General features: G+C 49.0%; 17 protein-coding genes. All 17 read left to right on the top strand.

Annotated features, from left to right (window positions below; genetic code table 11):
* Positions 1-18 precede the first annotated feature (18 nt).
* The 17 genes from spoIIIAG to spoIVB all read left to right on the top strand — a co-directional run bounded on the left by spoIIIAG (position 19) and on the right by spoIVB (position 16,503).
* Positions 19-639, top strand: coding sequence for a stage III sporulation protein AG (gene spoIIIAG / locus H1R82_RS04030; protein WP_049719941.1), 621 nt, complete (start codon positions 19-21; stop codon positions 637-639).
* Positions 640-656: 17 nt separating this feature from the next.
* The gene (locus H1R82_RS04035; protein WP_049719942.1) at positions 657-1,217 is read left to right on the top strand and encodes a SpoIIIAH-like family protein; all 561 of its coding nucleotides are present in this window, start codon (positions 657-659) and stop codon (positions 1,215-1,217) included.
* 188 nt (positions 1,218-1,405) lie between these two features.
* Positions 1,406-1,930, top strand: coding sequence for an acetyl-CoA carboxylase biotin carboxyl carrier protein (accB, locus tag H1R82_RS04040; RefSeq protein ID WP_049719943.1), 525 nt, complete (start codon positions 1,406-1,408; stop codon positions 1,928-1,930).
* 22 nt (positions 1,931-1,952) lie between these two features.
* Entirely contained in the window at positions 1,953-3,314 is a 1,362-nt protein-coding gene (accC, locus tag H1R82_RS04045) for an acetyl-CoA carboxylase biotin carboxylase subunit (protein WP_181731691.1), read from the top strand.
* The gene (locus H1R82_RS04050) at positions 3,311-3,715 is read left to right on the top strand and encodes an Asp23/Gls24 family envelope stress response protein (RefSeq protein WP_181731690.1); all 405 of its coding nucleotides are present in this window, start codon (positions 3,311-3,313) and stop codon (positions 3,713-3,715) included. Before accC ends, H1R82_RS04050 begins: the two co-directional genes overlap by 4 nt.
* Before the next feature lie 89 nt (positions 3,716-3,804).
* Positions 3,805-4,221, top strand: coding sequence for a transcription antitermination factor NusB (nusB, locus tag H1R82_RS04055; RefSeq protein WP_181731689.1), 417 nt, complete (start codon positions 3,805-3,807; stop codon positions 4,219-4,221).
* A 160-nt stretch (positions 4,222-4,381) separates the two neighbouring features.
* Positions 4,382-5,242, top strand: coding sequence for a bifunctional methylenetetrahydrofolate dehydrogenase/methenyltetrahydrofolate cyclohydrolase FolD (gene folD, locus H1R82_RS04060; RefSeq protein ID WP_181731688.1), 861 nt, complete (start codon positions 4,382-4,384; stop codon positions 5,240-5,242).
* Between the two features lie 94 nt (positions 5,243-5,336).
* Complete coding sequence (gene xseA, locus H1R82_RS04065; RefSeq protein ID WP_181731687.1) at positions 5,337-6,701, top strand: exodeoxyribonuclease VII large subunit; 1,365 nt, start codon at positions 5,337-5,339, stop codon at positions 6,699-6,701.
* Entirely contained in the window at positions 6,694-6,954 is a 261-nt protein-coding gene (gene xseB, locus H1R82_RS04070) for an exodeoxyribonuclease VII small subunit (protein WP_037993848.1), read from the top strand. Before xseA ends, xseB begins: the two co-directional genes overlap by 8 nt.
* Positions 6,955-7,851: a polyprenyl synthetase family protein gene (locus H1R82_RS04075; RefSeq protein ID WP_309544787.1), complete on the top strand. Its 897-nt coding sequence runs from the start codon at positions 6,955-6,957 to the stop codon at positions 7,849-7,851.
* 565 nt (positions 7,852-8,416) lie between these two features.
* The gene (dxs, locus tag H1R82_RS04080; RefSeq protein ID WP_181821608.1) at positions 8,417-10,306 is read left to right on the top strand and encodes a 1-deoxy-D-xylulose-5-phosphate synthase; all 1,890 of its coding nucleotides are present in this window, start codon (positions 8,417-8,419) and stop codon (positions 10,304-10,306) included.
* Positions 10,307-10,315: 9 nt separating this feature from the next.
* Positions 10,316-11,128 (top strand): TlyA family RNA methyltransferase, encoded by an 813-nt coding sequence (locus tag H1R82_RS04085; protein ID WP_181731685.1) that lies wholly within the window; start codon positions 10,316-10,318, stop codon positions 11,126-11,128.
* Between the two features lie 58 nt (positions 11,129-11,186).
* Complete coding sequence (locus H1R82_RS04090) at positions 11,187-11,702, top strand: hypothetical protein (protein WP_181731684.1); 516 nt, start codon at positions 11,187-11,189, stop codon at positions 11,700-11,702.
* Between the two features lie 29 nt (positions 11,703-11,731).
* Positions 11,732-12,634, top strand: a complete 903-nt coding sequence (locus tag H1R82_RS04095) for an NAD(+)/NADH kinase (RefSeq protein WP_181731683.1) — start codon at positions 11,732-11,734, stop codon at positions 12,632-12,634.
* The gene (ahrC, locus tag H1R82_RS04100; protein WP_181731682.1) at positions 12,612-13,061 is read left to right on the top strand and encodes a transcriptional regulator AhrC/ArgR; all 450 of its coding nucleotides are present in this window, start codon (positions 12,612-12,614) and stop codon (positions 13,059-13,061) included. Before H1R82_RS04095 ends, ahrC begins: the two co-directional genes overlap by 23 nt.
* A 13-nt stretch (positions 13,062-13,074) precedes the next feature.
* The gene (gene recN, locus H1R82_RS04105; protein WP_181731681.1) at positions 13,075-14,781 is read left to right on the top strand and encodes a DNA repair protein RecN; all 1,707 of its coding nucleotides are present in this window, start codon (positions 13,075-13,077) and stop codon (positions 14,779-14,781) included.
* Positions 14,782-14,961: 180 nt separating this feature from the next.
* The gene (spoIVB, locus tag H1R82_RS04110; protein ID WP_309544788.1) at positions 14,962-16,503 is read left to right on the top strand and encodes a SpoIVB peptidase; all 1,542 of its coding nucleotides are present in this window, start codon (positions 14,962-14,964) and stop codon (positions 16,501-16,503) included.
* Positions 16,504-16,858 lie beyond the last annotated feature (355 nt).

Genomic DNA, 16,858 nt, shown 5'->3' on the forward strand with positions numbered 1-16,858 from the left:
CGGAGGTGAAAAGCAAACATGTTCAAAAAGCTTTTCCAAAACACGGCAGGGGACGGGGAGAAGTCGAAGCGCTTGGGATGGATTTTGATTTTGGGGGCTTCGGGGGTGGCGATCATGATTCTTTCATCCTTCATCCAAGTGAGAGAAGCTTCGTTGCCGCCGGATAAAAAGGATTCTCCCCAAGCGGAAGCCGATGCCAAACCGGCGGCCGTGACCTCTTCCTCAGATGATGCCCTCAGCATGATGGAATACGAGCAGAGGTACGAAAAAGAACTGGAGGAAGTGTTGAGCAAAATCGTGGGGGTGGAAGATGTTTCCGTCATAGTCAACTTGAATTCGACGGTGGAAGAGGTTTTGCAAGTGGATAAAAGGGAATCGCGCCAAGTGACGACGGAAACGGATAAAAACGGCGGGAAACGTTCCGTCACCCAAGACACCGAAGATCAAAAAACCGCTTACTACCGCGGTGAAAACGGGGAGAAGCCCGTGGTCATCAAGAAGTTAAAACCGCAAGTGCGGGGGGTGTTGGTCGTTGCGCGCGGAGTGGAAAACCTGAAGGTGAAAGCGATTGTGATTGAAGCGGTCCAACGGACGTTGGATGTTCCGGTGCATCGAATTTCTGTATTACCGAAAGGATAAAAAAGGAGGAAGTCTGAATGTCGGTGAACAAACAAACGGTATGGCTGGTGACGATGTTGTCCGTCATGGTCGTTTTGTCTGCCTATTATATCGTGACGGGTCCGGTTGAACCGGCTGATCAGGTGGCACAAACCGCCAAGGAAAAACAAGGGGATATCAAAGTGGATATCAAGCCGGTCGATGAACCGTCTTCTTCCGGCCAAAAATCGGCGGAAGTTCTGGAGAACCAGTCCAATGATTTTTTTGTCGGTTATCAGTTGCAACGGAGCACGTTGCGCCAAAAAATGGTCGAAGAATACATGCAAGTGCTGACCAATCCGGAAGCACCCGAGAAGGAAGTGGAAGAGGCCAATCAGAAAATCCAGCAATTGATGAAAATTGACAATCAGGAGACCGTGTTGGAAGAACTGATCCGGAAAGAAGGTTATCAGGATGCCGTGGTCATTACCAATCTTCCGCACGTCGATGTGATTGTCCAAAGCGAAAAGCTGGACAAAAAACAAGTGGTGAAATTAATCAGTCTGGTCCGCCAGCATCTGCAAGTCGATCCGCATCATGTGACCGTCGCATACCGCTGAAAAAAAGAAATGATCAAAAAACCGGTTTCAACAAGGAAACTGGTTTATTTTTTTACATACGGACATTTGGTAAAACCGGGTCGGTTGTTTTACTATGTAAAGAGGTGGTCAAACCACTGAAAATGCGTTATGCTATTAGCGTTATTATGGATTTTGCTTTGGGCAGAAATTAAGGGAGGAAATTAAAGATGAATTTTAAACCGTATGAGATTCGCGAACTGATCCGATTAATTGATGAATCTCAAATCGATGAGTTTGAACTCGAGTTTGAAGGAAACAAAATTTATATGAAAAAGTCCGGCACAAACAGCGGAGCTTCTGCAACGCTCACGACATCCGAACCGGCTGCTCAAGCGTCACCTGTACAAGCTGTCCCGACCCCCAAAGCAGTGGTTCCGGAACCCGTCGCGGCGCCAAAGGAACAGGAGGCTCAGGAACCGGCACCGCAAGCGGCGGAGGAAGATGATCCGACTTTACATAAAATTGTTTCGCCCATGGTTGGCACCTTTTACCGCGCTCCGGCTCCGGATGCCGATCCTTATGTAAAAGAAGGAGACACCATTCAAAAAGATACAGTGGTTTGCATCGTGGAAGCGATGAAATTGATGAATGAAATTGAAGCGGAAGTAAACGGTACCATTGTGAAAGTATTGGTGGAAAACGGACAACTGGTGGAATACGGCCAACCCTTGTTCTTGGTGAAAACCACATAACGGCCGCGGAAGGAGGATGACGATGTTTAAAAAGCTCTTAATCGCTAACCGCGGTGAAATTGCTGTGCGAATTATTCGTGCCTGCAAGGAGCTCGGAATTTCCACGGTGGCCGTTTATTCCGAGGCAGACCGGGAAGCATTGCATGTGACGCTGGCGGACGAAGCTTATTGCATCGGTCCGGCTCCAAGCAAAGACAGCTATTTGAATATGACCAACCTGATGAGCACGGCAACACTGGTCGGAGTGGATGCCATTCACCCGGGATACGGTTTTTTGTCTGAGAATGCCGATTTTGCCGAGTTATGCGCTGCTTGCAATATTACGTTTGTGGGCCCTTCGCCGGAAGCGATTCAAAAAATGGGGGATAAGACGACGGCCCGTGATACCATGAAAGAGGCCGGGGTGCCGGTCGTGCCGGGAACCGAGGGCGTGATTGAGGATGTGGATGAGGCCGTGCAAACAGCCAAAGAAATCGGTTTTCCGGTGATTGTGAAAGCGACCGCCGGCGGAGGCGGAAAAGGAATGCGCGTGGTCCATCACGAAGAAGAGCTGAAACGGGCGATTGCGCTTGCGCAGAAAGAAGCCGAAGCCAATTTCGGCAATCCGGGGGTTTATTTGGAAAAATACCTGGTGGAACCCCGTCACATTGAGATCCAGGTGTTGGCGGACCAGCACGGCAATGTGATACATCTCGGAGAAAGGGATTGTTCGATCCAACGACGGTATCAAAAACTGGTGGAAGAAGCCCCGTCTCCCGCATTGTCTCCGGAATTGCGGGAAAAGATGGGGGAAGCGGCGGTGAAAGCAGCCCGGTCCGTCCAATATTCGGGAGCCGGCACCGTGGAGTTTCTCCTGGATAAAGAAGGAAACTTTTATTTCATGGAAATGAATACACGCATCCAGGTAGAGCATCCGGTGACCGAGTTGATAACGGGCGTGGATTTGGTGAAAGAGCAAATCCGGATCGCAGCCGGCGAGAAACTTTCGCTCCGTCAGGAAGAAGTCCGGATCAACGGTTGGTCGATTGAATGCCGGATCAATGCCGAGCGTCCGGAAAAAGATTTCATGCCTTCCCCCGGAACCATCCAATTCTACCTGCCGCCGGGAGGAAACGGAGTGCGGGTGGACAGCGCTTGTTATCAAGGCTTCAAAATTCAGCCGTTCTATGATTCCATGGTGGCAAAGTTGATTGTATGGGGAAAAGATCGCAATGAGGCGATTGAGCGGATGAAACGGGCATTAAATGAATTTGCGATCGACGGAATTCACACAACCATTCCGTTCCACCTGAAACTGATGCAACATCCGAAATTTGCCGAAGGGGATTTTGATATTCTTTTCCTGGAGAAGAATCCATTAAATAAGGAGAGTATGGATCAATGAATGAAATTTATGAGTACGATCAAAATGCGATTGGCAAGATTGAGATTGCGCCGGAAGTGATCCAAATCATCTCAGGGATTGCAGCGTCTTCCGTCGACGGCGTCATCGGGTTGAGCGGGGGAACCGCCGCCAATATCAATCAGTTGTTGGGCCGCAAAAATTTGAAAAAAGGAATTCATGTGGATTTGGGAGAACAACTGGCCGTTGACTTGTCCATTGTGGTACAATATGGTTTCAATATTCCTGAACTTGGCCGCAAAGTGCAGGAAGAAGTAAAACAAGCCATCGAAAACATGACCGGGCTTCAAGTGGATCAAGTTTCCGTCAAAATCAGCGGCATCAAAATGCCGGCAAACGATTCCGGGGACGAGAATGAGCCAAACCCGCCACGTGTGAAATAAGAATGGCTTGTGCTGTTTTTTGGTTAAAATAAAGAGGGAAGATCGAAGACCGGGCTGCATGGCTCGGGCTTCTTTTTGGGGGATTGTTGATGAGCAGAAGAGAGATCAGGGAAAAAGTGATTCAAACATTGTATGAGTGTGAATTTCGCCCGGAGGAACAAGAGGAAATTGTGTCTGTGCGAAGCACCGGACTCGCCGGGGAAGAGCGTTCGTATTTTTTGCATTTAACAGAAGGGATCTTGCAAAACGCTTTCCGTCTGGATGAAGTGTTTCGCCCCTTGTTGAAAAAAGGCTGGTCATTGGAACGGATTCCCACTGTGGATAAAATGATCTTACGCTTGGCCATATTTGAATTGTTATATGAAAAAGATGTGCCCAAGGCTGTGGTGATCAATGAAGCGGTCGAACTGGCCAAGTCTTTTTCCGGCGAAGAATCCGGCCGGTTTATCAACGGGGTTTTGGGAAGAGTGGCAAAAGAAGAAGCCGGGCAAATAACCGAACAATAATTTTTAAAAAAGAGGAGAGGGGACGGAGATCTCCCCTCTTTTTTGTATATGAAAACGCTTGTATTTTAAGTGTTTGCATAAAGTCTTTACATCAAAACATTTAACATATAAACTGAACATTAATTAATAATTAACCTTTAATGTTAAGGAAGTGAGCGCGTTGTCTTATCAATTGATTGATGGAAAACAAATCGCCAAAGAAATCCGTGCGGAACTGAAAGAAGAAGTCAGCCAATTAGCCGAAGAGGGATTGAAGCCGGGGTTGGCCGTCATTCTGGTTGGAAACAACCCTGCGTCCGAAACGTATGTGCGGAGTAAAATCCGGGCATCGGAAGAAATCGGCATCCACTCCCGGTTAATCCGGATGGAGGAAACCGTTCAAGAAGAAGAGTTGTTGAATCAGGTGAAAGAATTGAATGAGGACCCGGCCATCCACGGGATTTTGGTGCAACTGCCCCTGCCTGCTCACATCGACCCGGATAAAGTGATTGCAACCATTTCCCCGTCCAAAGATGTGGACGGCTTTTCCCCCGTCAATATGGGAAAAATGATGATCGGACAAAACGGTTTGTTGCCGTGCACGCCTTACGGAATCATGCAATTGTTTAAACGGACGGGGATTTCTCTCGAAGGAAAACATGCGGTGGTCGTGGGAAGAAGCAATATTGTCGGCAAGCCGATGGCCATGTTGTTGCAACAAGCCAATGCCACCGTGACATTGTGCCATTCGAAAACAGCGGATCTGGCTCATCACACCCGCCAGGCGGATATTCTCGTGGCCGCTGTGGGAAGAGGCGAAATGATCACCAAAGAGTTTGTCAAACCCGGGGCCGTGGTGATTGATGTGGGAATGAACCGGAATGAAGCCGGCAAATTGGTGGGAGACGTGAATTTTGAAGAAGTGGCGCCGGTTTGCTCGGCGATTACCCCGGTGCCGGGCGGCGTCGGCCCGATGACGGTGGCAATGCTGATGAAAAACACCGTCACGGCGGCGAAAAAGCTGTGGCAACGTGCAAAATAAATGAAAAAGAAGAGGCTTCCTCTGTTGGAGGAGAGCCTCTTTCTTTTATAATGGAAAAGATGAGTGATTTAAAAAGGCAAAGTGAGGGGAAGTTATGTTCCGTGAACCGGAACGCGATGTCTGGTCAGTCACTGACCTGGTGGAATACCTTTATACGTCGCTGAATCTGGATGAAAATTTAAAAAAGATCTGGCTGGAAGGAGAAATTACAAATTTCTCCCAAAACCGGAAAAGCCGCCATATGTATTTCACCATCAAGGATGATCAAGCCGCCATCGATGCGGTCATGTTTGCGGGAAACAACCGCCGGTTGCGTTTTGTGCCCAAAAACGGGGACCGGGTGTTGGTCCGCGGGTATGTTTCTTTATACATGAAAAACGGTCATCTGCAGATTTATGTGCAAGATATGCGGCTCAGCGGAACCGGGGATTTGTACATTGCTTTTGAGCGGCTGAAAGAAAAACTTTCGGCGGAAGGGTTGTTTGACAAAGAAAAAAAGCCTCTGCCGAAATTTCCGGGAAAAGTGGGGGTAATTACCTCTGCCAGCGGAGCCGCTGTTCGTGATATTATTGTAACGATTCGCCGGCGCTATCCGATTGCATCCATTCTCTTATATCCGGTTTCGGTTCAAGGGGATGAAGCGGCACACGAAATCGCCAGAGCCATTGATCACATGAACGAAATGGATGAAGTGGATGTGTTGATTGTCGGAAGAGGCGGCGGCTCGTTGGAGGAATTGTGGGCATTCAATGAAGAAGTGGTTGCCCGGAGCATTTATCGTTCCAAATTGCCGGTGGTATCGGCCGTCGGGCACGAAACCGATGTAACCATCAGCGATTTGGTGGCCGATTTACGGGCTCCCACCCCGACGGCAGCAGCGGAGTTTGTGGTTCCCGAGCTGCTGGAGCTGAAAAATCAAACCGCTCAGTTAACCCGGCGTTTGATTCAGTCTCAGCAGTCGGTCCTGGACCGGATGAAAGAACGGGTGAAAAACCAAGTCAACCGGGCTGTCTTTCTGGATCCGAAAGCACGCCTCTTACAATACACCCAACGGCTTGATCATTTACAGACGCGGCTGGAGCATGCCATGCAAGCATCGCTTGAAACCAAAAAACGTGATTTTTCCGAAATGAAGTTTCAATTAAAGGCTTGCCATCCGTCGCAAAAATTGTCTAAACTGAGTGAGCAGTTGGCGTTATTGATCAAAGACAGCCGGACCCTGATGCATCAGCGGCTGAAAACCGAAATACAACGCTACCATCACCAACTGGCCCAATTGGATGCATTGAGTCCGTTAAAGGTCATGCAACGCGGATATTCTCTCGTTTACCGCCTTCATAAGAATGAACTGATTAAATCCGTCCGGCAAGCGGAGCCCGGGGATTTGATTCAAGTCCGTCTCCCCGACGGGCGGTTGAGATGTCAAGTGTACAGAGCGGAGGAGGAAAAAAATGACTGAATCAAAAGATCTGTCCGCATTCGAGTCCCTGCCGTTTGAAGATGCGTTGAAACGGCTGGAACAAGTGGTGCAGCAGCTGGAAAAAGGCGACACTCCTCTGGAGCAGGCGATTCAGTTGTTTGATGAAGGAATGAAGTTGGCCCATGTTTGCGGAAAGAAGCTGGAATGGGCGGAACATCAGGTCGAGATGCTGGTCAAGGAGAATGGAGAGTGGCTGAAAAAACCTTTTGAAATAGAGGAGGATTTGGAGTAAGTGCAATCCATTACATCATATATCAAGGAACAAGCGGATCGGGTTCACCGGGCTTTGGAACAATATTTGGATCAGATGGACAGCCTGCCCGATGTGTTGCGGCAATCCATGCGGTATTCGCTGTTGGCCGGGGGGAAACGGTTGCGTCCGGTGTTGACGCTGGCCACCGTGGAGTCGCTTGGAAAAGATCCCGAAAAAGCCCTGCCTTTTGCCTGTGCCATTGAAATGATTCATACGTATTCCCTGATTCATGATGACTTGCCGAGCATGGACGACGACGATTACAGGCGGGGGAAGCTGACCAACCACAAAGTGTTTGGGGAGGCTCAGGCCATTTTGGCCGGGGATGCCCTGCTGACAGAAGCATTCGGTTTAATGGCCGCCGCGGCCAAAAAAGAAGGATTGCCTGCCGAAGTGGCTCTGACGATGATTGAAGAAGGAGCCCGAAGTGCAGGGGCGCGCGGAATGGTCGGAGGCCAGTCGGATGACCTGTTGAGTGAAAACCGGAAGATCAGCTTGGAAGAACTGGAAAGCATCCACAAAAGAAAAACCGGGGATTTGATCGCCTTTTCGGTGCGCATGGGGGCGCATTTTTGCCAGGCTGAACCCTCCGTGCTGGATGCTTTGACGCGTTTTGCTTATCAAATCGGTCTTGCGTATCAAATCCAGGACGATATTTTGGATGTGACCGGCACCACCGAAGTGATCGGGAAACCGGCCGGAAGCGACATCAAATCCAACAAAGCAACGTATCCGTCATTGCTCGGTCTTGAAGAATCCAAAAGAAGGCTGAAATTGCTCACGGAGGATGCCAAAAACACGTTGATGTCCCATCCCGGGATTGAACCGTCCCGGTTGTTGGAAATCGCCGATTATTTATTGTCCCGTGATCATTGACGCCAATGTATGATAAAGAGAGAGCCTTGTGCTATAATAAAATATGTTTTCAGTGAGTGGGTCTCTTGAAAAAGGAGGCACATCGGGAACCGTCAGATGACAAGCAGGCTGTATGTTGCCGGAAAAGCCTGCTTGATGCGGTACTCGTCCCAAGGGGCACCACTTGCGTGAACCGGGAAAAATACATATCCATCGTTGGAGAAACGATGAACGGCACCGGTCCTTGCGGCCGGCATTTTTCTGAATGGATTCGGGCAAAGGAAAGATGACGGGTGTTCAGGAGCACGTCACTGCATTTATAAAGAGACGGGATGGAGAAGGACTCATCTGTATCGGATCATATTCATGATGGCAACGAAGGCGGCGGGAAACCCGCGAATGCGGGGAAAGGCCGCTTTGAAAGCGGACTTGACCTTGTGGTGTCGTAATCGCTTCCAACAACGCTCTTTCTTAGCAGTGATTTTTCGGACCAAAGCCGCTTGTCAATTTCCTTTGCTCATCATATTATTTTTCAAGTAAGTCTTGTAAACCAAAATGAAAAGAAAGCGAAAGCGAGGCGTTTTTCGTGCACCTCGAGCAGATTAATTCGCCAGATGAATTAAAAAAATTACCTGTGGAAGAACTTCCGAAATTGGCGGATGAAATCCGCCGGTTTCTCATTGAAAGTTTGTCGAAGACCGGAGGACATTTGGCCTCCAATCTGGGCGTGGTGGAACTGACGATTGCCCTTCATTATCTGTTTGACAGTCCCCGGGACAAAATTTTGTGGGATGTCGGCCATCAGGCTTATGTGCATAAAATTTTGACGGGCCGCCGCGAAATGTTTTCCACTTTGCGACAGTACAAAGGGTTGTGCGGTTTTCCGAAAATGAGAGAATCGGAGCATGACTGCTGGGAAACCGGACACAGCAGCACGTCCTTGTCCGGGGCGATGGGAATGGTTGCGGCCCGGGATTTGAAAGGGGAAGACTACAAAGTCATCCCGGTGATCGGGGATGGAGCCCTGACCGGCGGCATGGCTTTGGAAGCACTCAACCATATCGGGGAATCCCAAAGCGATATGATTGTCATTTTAAATGACAATGAAATGTCCATCAGCCCGAATGTCGGTGCCATTCACAATCATTTGGCCCGTCTTCGCACAAACAAAAGCTATAACAAGATGAAAGACGAAATCCAGCATCTTTTGAAGAAGATTCCGACGGTCGGCGTGCCTTTCGCCAAAACATTGGAAAGAATAAAAGACAGTCTGAAATATTTGGTGGTATCCGGAGTCTTTTTTGAACACTTGGGCTTTACTTACATCGGGCCGGTTGACGGCCATCAATTGGATGAATTGATGGAAAGCCTGCGTTTGGCCGGCAAAACCAAAGGGCCGGTCTTGGTCCATGTCATCACGAGAAAAGGATACGGGTATAAGCCCGCCGAAGATGATTCCGTCGTGTATCACGGTGTCGGAACGTACAAAATTGAATCCGGTGCTTTTCAAAAGAAAGCAGGAGGTCCTCCGACTTACCCCTCGGTTTTTGGAAAAACCTTGGTGAAGCTGGCTGAAAAAGACGAGCGCATTGTCGCGATCACCCCGGCGATGCTGACCGGTTCCAAATTGGATGATTTTCAGAAAAAGTTTCCGCATCGTTGTTTTGATGTGGGAATCGCGGAACAACATGCTGTCACTTTTGCTGCAGGCCTTGCAACCCAAGGGATGAAACCGGTACTCGCCATTTATTCCACCTTTTTGCAAAGAGGCTATGATCAACTGGTTCACGACGTATGCCGGCAGAACCTGAATGTGGTTTTTGCAGTGGACCGGGCCGGATTTGTCGGTGAAGACGGGGAAACCCATCAGGGAATTTATGACATCGGATATATGCGCAGTCAGCCAAACATGGTGATCATGATGCCAAAAGATGAAAATGAATTGCAGCACATGATCCATACGGCCGTCCAATACAACGACGGGCCTGTCGCCGTCAGGTACTCCAAAAGCGCCGGGGTCGGGGTTCCGATGGATGATGAATTGAAGTTGGTGCCTATCGGGAAAGCGGAAGAGGTGAGACCCGGAAAGGATGTGGCCATTCTGGCACTGGGACCGATGGTTCAGACCTCTTTGGAAGCGGCTGAACGGTTGAAAGAAAAGGGTATTGATGCGCGTGTGATCAACGCCCGGTTTGCCAAGCCGCTGGATACCGCGCTTCTGGATCAGCTGGTTGAAGAAAACATCCCGTTGATCACGGTGGAAGAAGCCGCGGTGCTTGGCGGTTTCGGAAGCGCCGTGCTGGAGTATTACCAGCAAAAAGAAATCGACATGCCCAAGGTGAAAATTTTGGGGGTTCCGGATGTCTATGTGGAACACGGAAGCATCGATGACCAACGGAGAGAAGTCGGATTAACTCCGGAAGGCATTGCCGATACTGTTAACAGATTTTTATCACAAAAAATCCAAAAAGCTTGAGGGTTGAACGTGGAAAAAAAGGAACGCATTGATACTTTACTGGTTCAAAAAGGCCTGTTTGCAAGCCGTGAGCAGGCCAAACGATCCATCATGGCCGGACTGGTTTACGTAAATCAGGAACGGATCGAAAAAGCAGGGACCAAAGTTCCGGTGGATGTGTCCATCGAGGTGAAAGGGCAACTTCACCCTTATGTCAGCCGTGGCGGATTGAAACTGGAAGAAGCGGTGAAAACATTTGGCATCGATTTGAAAAACCGCGTCCTTTTGGATATCGGGGCTTCCACCGGGGGATTTACCGATTGTGCGCTGCAAAACGGTGCAAAACAGGTGTATGCCATTGATGTCGGCTATGGGCAACTCGCTTGGAAATTGCGGCAAGATCCGCGGGTGATCGTGATGGAGCGGACGAACTTCCGGTATGTCAAACCTGAACATTTGACAGGGGATATCCCTGACTTTGCCGTGATAGATGTTTCATTTATTTCCTTAAAGCATATCTTTCCCAATTTGAGGGATCTGCTCAGCCGCGGCGGGGAAGTGGTGGCTTTGATCAAGCCCCAATTTGAAGCGGGCAAAGAAGAAGTCGGCAAAAAAGGAATTGTCAAAGATCCCAAAGTGCACCGGAAAGTTTTGATGAATACCGTGCAACTGGCCGAATCCCTGAATTACCAGGTGGAAGGAATCACGCCATCCCCGATTCAGGGTGGGGAAGGAAACATTGAATTTCTGGGATACCTCACTTTCCCGAAAACCCGGGAAAGCAACACCGATTGGGCAGCAAAGATAAAAGAAGTGGTGGATGAAGCGCACAAGCGGTTTTGATGAATTGAAAAAAGGGTTCACCCGCATGACTTCGAATTAGTAGGTAAAGGAGGGGGGAATGGTGACCCGACCGGGCGATACCCTTGTACTTTTTCTGCTAATCGGAGTCATCTTTTATTTGATTTGGAAAAAGTTATTGGATTTATACCCGACAACGAAAGAACCGGATGAAGAGATTGAGGGGGAAGTTCCGGACTTGTTGCGGCAACACGGCTATGAAGTGGTGGGGGAGAAAGAAAGGATTCTGTTTGACATCGGTTACGGCGGTCGCCAGTATGCCAGCCGGTTGTTCATCGATTATTTCGCCCGCCGCGAGGATGCATGGTATATTGTGATTGTCGCAAGATCGCGCAAACCGGTCCGGGAATCCGGAGCCGGATTGAGGGACTTTTTCCTGCCGTATTATTTGTTGTACCGTCCGGATGCCATTTTGTATGTGGACCGCGAGCAGGGAACGATCAAGGAGATCGAATTTGACATACCGGATGTCTCCTTTCAAAAGAATAAACATGTTTTGTTTTATTTGGCACCGGTGCTATTGATCTTGTTCGCCGCTGTGTTTATATTATTATGATTGCAACGTGGTTATTGGGGTGGAAATGGTTGAAAACAATCGGGATTAAAGTAAATCGATCCAAACCGAAAGCTTTTGCGGTTGCAGAGAAAATGAAACGGGAATTGGAAACCAGAGGGGTTGCTGTCTGTTTCGAGCCGGATATTGCCGCTGACTTGGGATATCCAGAATTGGGGCTTCCTTTGGAGGAATTCGCCAGCCGTGTCGAACTGGTCTTTGTCCTGGGTGGCGACGGAACCTTGCTGGGGGTGGCCAGACAGTTAGCCCGGTACCAAATCCCGATTCTCGGTTTTAATTTGGGAAATCTGGGCTTTTTGTCCGAAGCGGAAACCGGCGGTCTGTCCGAAGCGATTGAACGGGTGCTTTCCGGGGATTATGTGATCGAATGCCGCCTGATGCTGAAAGCGGAAGTCATCCGCAACGGCCGTGTGATTGAATCCGGGGTTGCGCTCAATGATGTGGGGATCGCCAAAGGCTCTTTCGGCCGGATGATCACATGCACGGCGTATATGGACGGGAATTTTCTCGGAACCTATACAGGCGATGGGGTCATTATTTCCACGCCGACCGGTTCGACCGCATATTCCTTGTCCTGCGGAGGGCCGATTGTTTATCCGGGAATCCGGGCATTGCTTTTGACGCCGATTTGTTCGCACACATTGACTTCCAGACCCATGGTGCTTCCGTCTGAATCGGTCATCGATATCCATGTTTCGGCCGTTCACCGGGAGATGGGAATCACCATCGACGGGCAGATCGGCTATTGTTTGAAGGAAGGAGATATTGTCCGGGTTAAGCGTTATAAGCACTCCGCTTTGCTGATCAAATGGCAGGACCGTTCATTTTTTGAGGTGGTACGCCAAAAACTGCAAGGCGAGAGTGTGGATGTTAGCAGGGTAGGTGGAGAACATGAAGGCACAGCGCCATATTAAAATCCGTGAAATCATTTCAAGTAAGGAGATTGAAACGCAAGACGATTTGGTCGCAGAATTGAAAAAAGCGGGTTTCAATGTGACACAGGCAACCGTCTCCAGGGACATTAAAGAATTGCATCTGGTGAAAGTTCCGACAGCCAGCGGGGCATACAAATATTCGCTTCCCACCGGGGAAAAACGTTTTGATCCGTTAAGAAAATTAAAGCGGACCCTTCAGGAATCTTTTGTGAGCATCGATTACAGCGAAAACCTGGTTTTGCTCAAAACCTTGCCCGGTAATGCCCAAGCCGTGGCTGCTTTGTTGGATCATTTGGATTGGGAAGAAATGATGGGAACGATTGCAGGGGATGACACCATATTGATCATTTCCCGGACCAAAGCCCAAGCACCTCAATTAATGCAGCGCTTCCTGGATTTGCTGTAAGGAGGCGGTCGGGATGCTGAAGGAACTCGTTATTCGCCACTTTGCCATCATCGAAGAGGTGCATATCGCGTTTGACCATGGGTTTCATGTGTTAACAGGCGAAACGGGCGCCGGGAAATCCATTTTGATTGATGCGCTGGGCTTGGTTGCCGGCGGCAGGGCATCCGCGGATTTTGTCCGCCATGGAGAAGGAAAAGCCGAAATCGAAGCGGTGTTTGAACTGGATCCGGAGCACGCTGCACGGGCTCCGCTGGTGGAGTGGGGATTTGATGAGGAAGAGTTGGATCAAATCATCATCCGCAGGGAGATCACCGCACAAGGGAAAAGCACCTGCCGGATCAATGGAAGAGTGGTCACGCTGTCTTTGCTCAAACAAGTCGGCCCCCGCTTGATTGACATCTCCGGACAGCACGAGCACCAATCGTTGCTGAAAACGGAGGAACATTTGGAGTGGCTGGACCATTTCGGCGGCGAGGAAATTCTTTCATTGCGCCGGCAGTATGAAGAGATCTATGTTTCTTACGATAAAGTCAAGCGCCAATTGGAACAATTGCGAAAAAATCAGAGGGATTTGGACCGGCGTTTGGATTTGCTCCGTTTCCAAGCCGATGAAATTGAAGCGGCACAGTTGACCCCCGGGGAAGAAGAAGCTTTGGAATCGGAACATAAACGGTTGGCTTCCGCCGAGAAACTGATGGTCCACAGTGCGAAGGCATATGAATACTTAAACGGGGAACAGGGAGGCATCAGCCTCGTGCAGGAGGCGATATCCCATTTAAGCCAGATTGCGGAAGTGGACGAGTCTTTGGAAAATGTGGCGGAACTGGCCCGGTCGGCCTGTTATCAACTGGAAGAAGCGGCTCATGAAATTGCCCGCTATCAGGACAATTTTGAGTTCGATCCCAAACGCTTGTACGAAGTGGAAGAAAGAATCCATTTGATTCACCAATTAAAACGCAAATACGGGGACAGCATTGAGGAGATTTTGGCTTATAAAGAACAAGTGGATCAGGAACTGCATGAACTGGAAAATCATGAGGAAATTGAAGCGGAACTCAGCGCAAAATGCCGCCAATATACAGAGCAATTGAAAGAATTGGCGCAAAAACTGACATCGAAACGGAAAAAAGCCGCATCCGCATTGGAAACCAGAGTGGAGCAGGAATTGAAGGATTTAAACATGGGGTCGACCGTTTTTCATGTCGCCTTTTTCCCGGAGCCTTACCGACATGACGTTTTTTATGCTCACGGGCAGGATCAAATTGAGTTTCAGATTGCCCCCAACCCTGGCGAACCGTTAAAGCCGCTTGCCAAAATCGCTTCCGGGGGAGAATTGTCCCGGCTGATGCTGGCGCTCAAGTGTATTTTTACCGAAGTGAACCGGAATGATACATTGGTCTTTGACGAAATTGACACGGGAGTGAGCGGCCGCGCAGCGCAGGCCATTGCGGAAAAAATTGCGTTTTTGTCGAACAGGCATCAAGTCCTGTGCGTGACGCATTTGCCCCAAGTGGCTTGTATGGCGGATTGCCATATGTACATTGCAAAAGAAGTGTTGCAATCCAAAACAAGGACAAAAGTGAAGAAGCTGGACATGGAAGGTCGCACGATTGAATTGGCGCGCATGCTGGGCGGCGTGGAAGTGACCAGTACGACCCGGAATCACGCCCGGGAAATGATCCGGCTGGCTGAAGAACAAAAGAAACAATATGTGAGGTGAGTGCCTTTAACCCAGGTGTTAAAGGCTTTTTTGTTTTTACAGTGCATTTGGTTTTTCAGGGAACATGTTCATGAGCAGGAATGTTTTGAAGGACATAAAAGGCCGGCGAAGCGGTTACCTTAAGATTAGTAAGCTGCACCTTTCAAAATTGGCGAAAGGGAAGGCGGGAAGCTCAGGAGAGTGGTAAGATTGCAAAGCAAAGGGAAACGAAAATGGTTGGGATTTCTCCTGGTGCTTCTCCTGATGTTGGGAAGTACTACAAGTGTCTTTCAACAATGGATCCAATTTCCACATGAGATCCGCCTTTTTCAGGGTGAATTAAAACAGCTTCCTTTATCCATGCCTGCCACTGCTACTGCCAGTATATCCGATCCCCGTATTCTCCATGTGAACGGATTCCGTCAAGCTGAGGTTCCGGTGGATCTCAAAAAGCCTGTCATGTTATTTACCAACACATCCGGAAAGACTTGGCTGACCCTGAACTTATTTGGTGCATTCCCGATTAAAAAAGTCCAAGTGAAAGTTTATCCCCGGTTAAAGGTGATCCCCGGCGGACAATCCATTGGGGTAAAGGTTTATTCCAAAGGAGTGATTGTCGTCGGCCATCATCGCATCCAGACCAGCAATGAAAAGGTGGATTCACCGGCCGAAAAGGCTGACATCCGGATCGGCGATTATATTGTGGCCATGAACGGAAAGCCGGTCAACCGGGTGCAGGATGTGGCCAAAGAAGTTGAAAAATCGCAGGATAAACCGATCCGGGTCACACTGATACGGGAAGGCAAACAAAAGAACACCACCATTCAGGCACAAAAAGATGCCCGGGAAAACCGTTACCGCTTGGGGATTTATATCCGCGACTCCGCGGCCGGGGTGGGTACGTTGACCTTTTATGATCCTGAAAAGCATGTGTACGGGGCACTGGGACATGTCGTGACAGACGTGGATACCGGATTGCCGATTCGTGTGGGTGAAGGAAAGATTGTCCAATCCAATGTGACCTCGATCCAAAAAGGGGAATCCGGGGAACCGGGTGAAAAAAGAGCCATTTTCTTCAGGGAAAATCAAGTGTTGGGGAACATCCGTCAGAATACACCGTTCGGGATTTTCGGGCAGATGAATGAGGCACCGCCCAACGGAAAATACCAAAAACCGATTCCGGTCGCTCTCGCTGATGAAGTGAAAGAGGGACCTGCCAAAATCCTGACGGTGGTCGAGGGGCAAAAAGTGGAGGAATACAACATTGAAATTGTGCATGCCATCAAACAAAAATATCCGGCGACCAAAGGATTGATCATCAAAGTGACGGATCCAAGGTTATTGAAAAAAACCGGTGGCATTGTACAGGGAATGAGTGGAAGCCCGATCATTCAAAACGGAAAATTAATTGGAGCAGTAACTCACGTGTTTGTCAATGATCCAACTTCGGGATATGGAACTTTTATCGAATGGATGTTGCAAGATGCAGGGGTGATTCAATCAACAGCGGCTACACATGGTAGCCGCCTTTTTTTCTTCAGGATGGATCCAGTTGTTTTAAAAGTTGATCTTTCGTCTCGATTTGTTGAAGGGCCGCATTCACGTGTTCAGCAGCAGAAACCCGGTTTCCGTCCAAAGCAAATTTCCCTTGATAAGCGCCCACGATCACGTAGCTGGGTTCATTTGTCACCGGGCCTTCGTATTTTTTCAATAACAACACATACGATTTATCCGCATCCATGACTTCATTACCTTCAACGGTGAAATTCATGTTTTTCTTGACACCGCCGGTTTCCAAAATGGAGATGACTTTTTGCGGGGCATTCCCTATATAGACCTGATCAATTTGGAACGAAGTCAGGGTAAACGGAACCCGGTCATAAAAGAAGCTCTTTTGCCCGGAAAGAGCCTTGCCCTCCACGATTAAGTCAGCTTCTTGCTGCATTTCTTCCACGCTGGAATACATTTTGTTCAAGGACACGCCCACTTCCACCTCTTTCGGTTGGAAGAAAGAAACATAGATCCCGGCCGCTGTCAACAAAGCAAGGCTTGCGATCCCGATGGAATAAAGAAGGTGTTTGGTCTTCCTCAGCATAAA

This window comes from Thermoactinomyces intermedius, assembly GCF_013912365.1.
Taxonomy (GTDB): Bacteria; Bacillota; Bacilli; order Thermoactinomycetales; family Thermoactinomycetaceae; genus Thermoactinomyces; species Thermoactinomyces intermedius.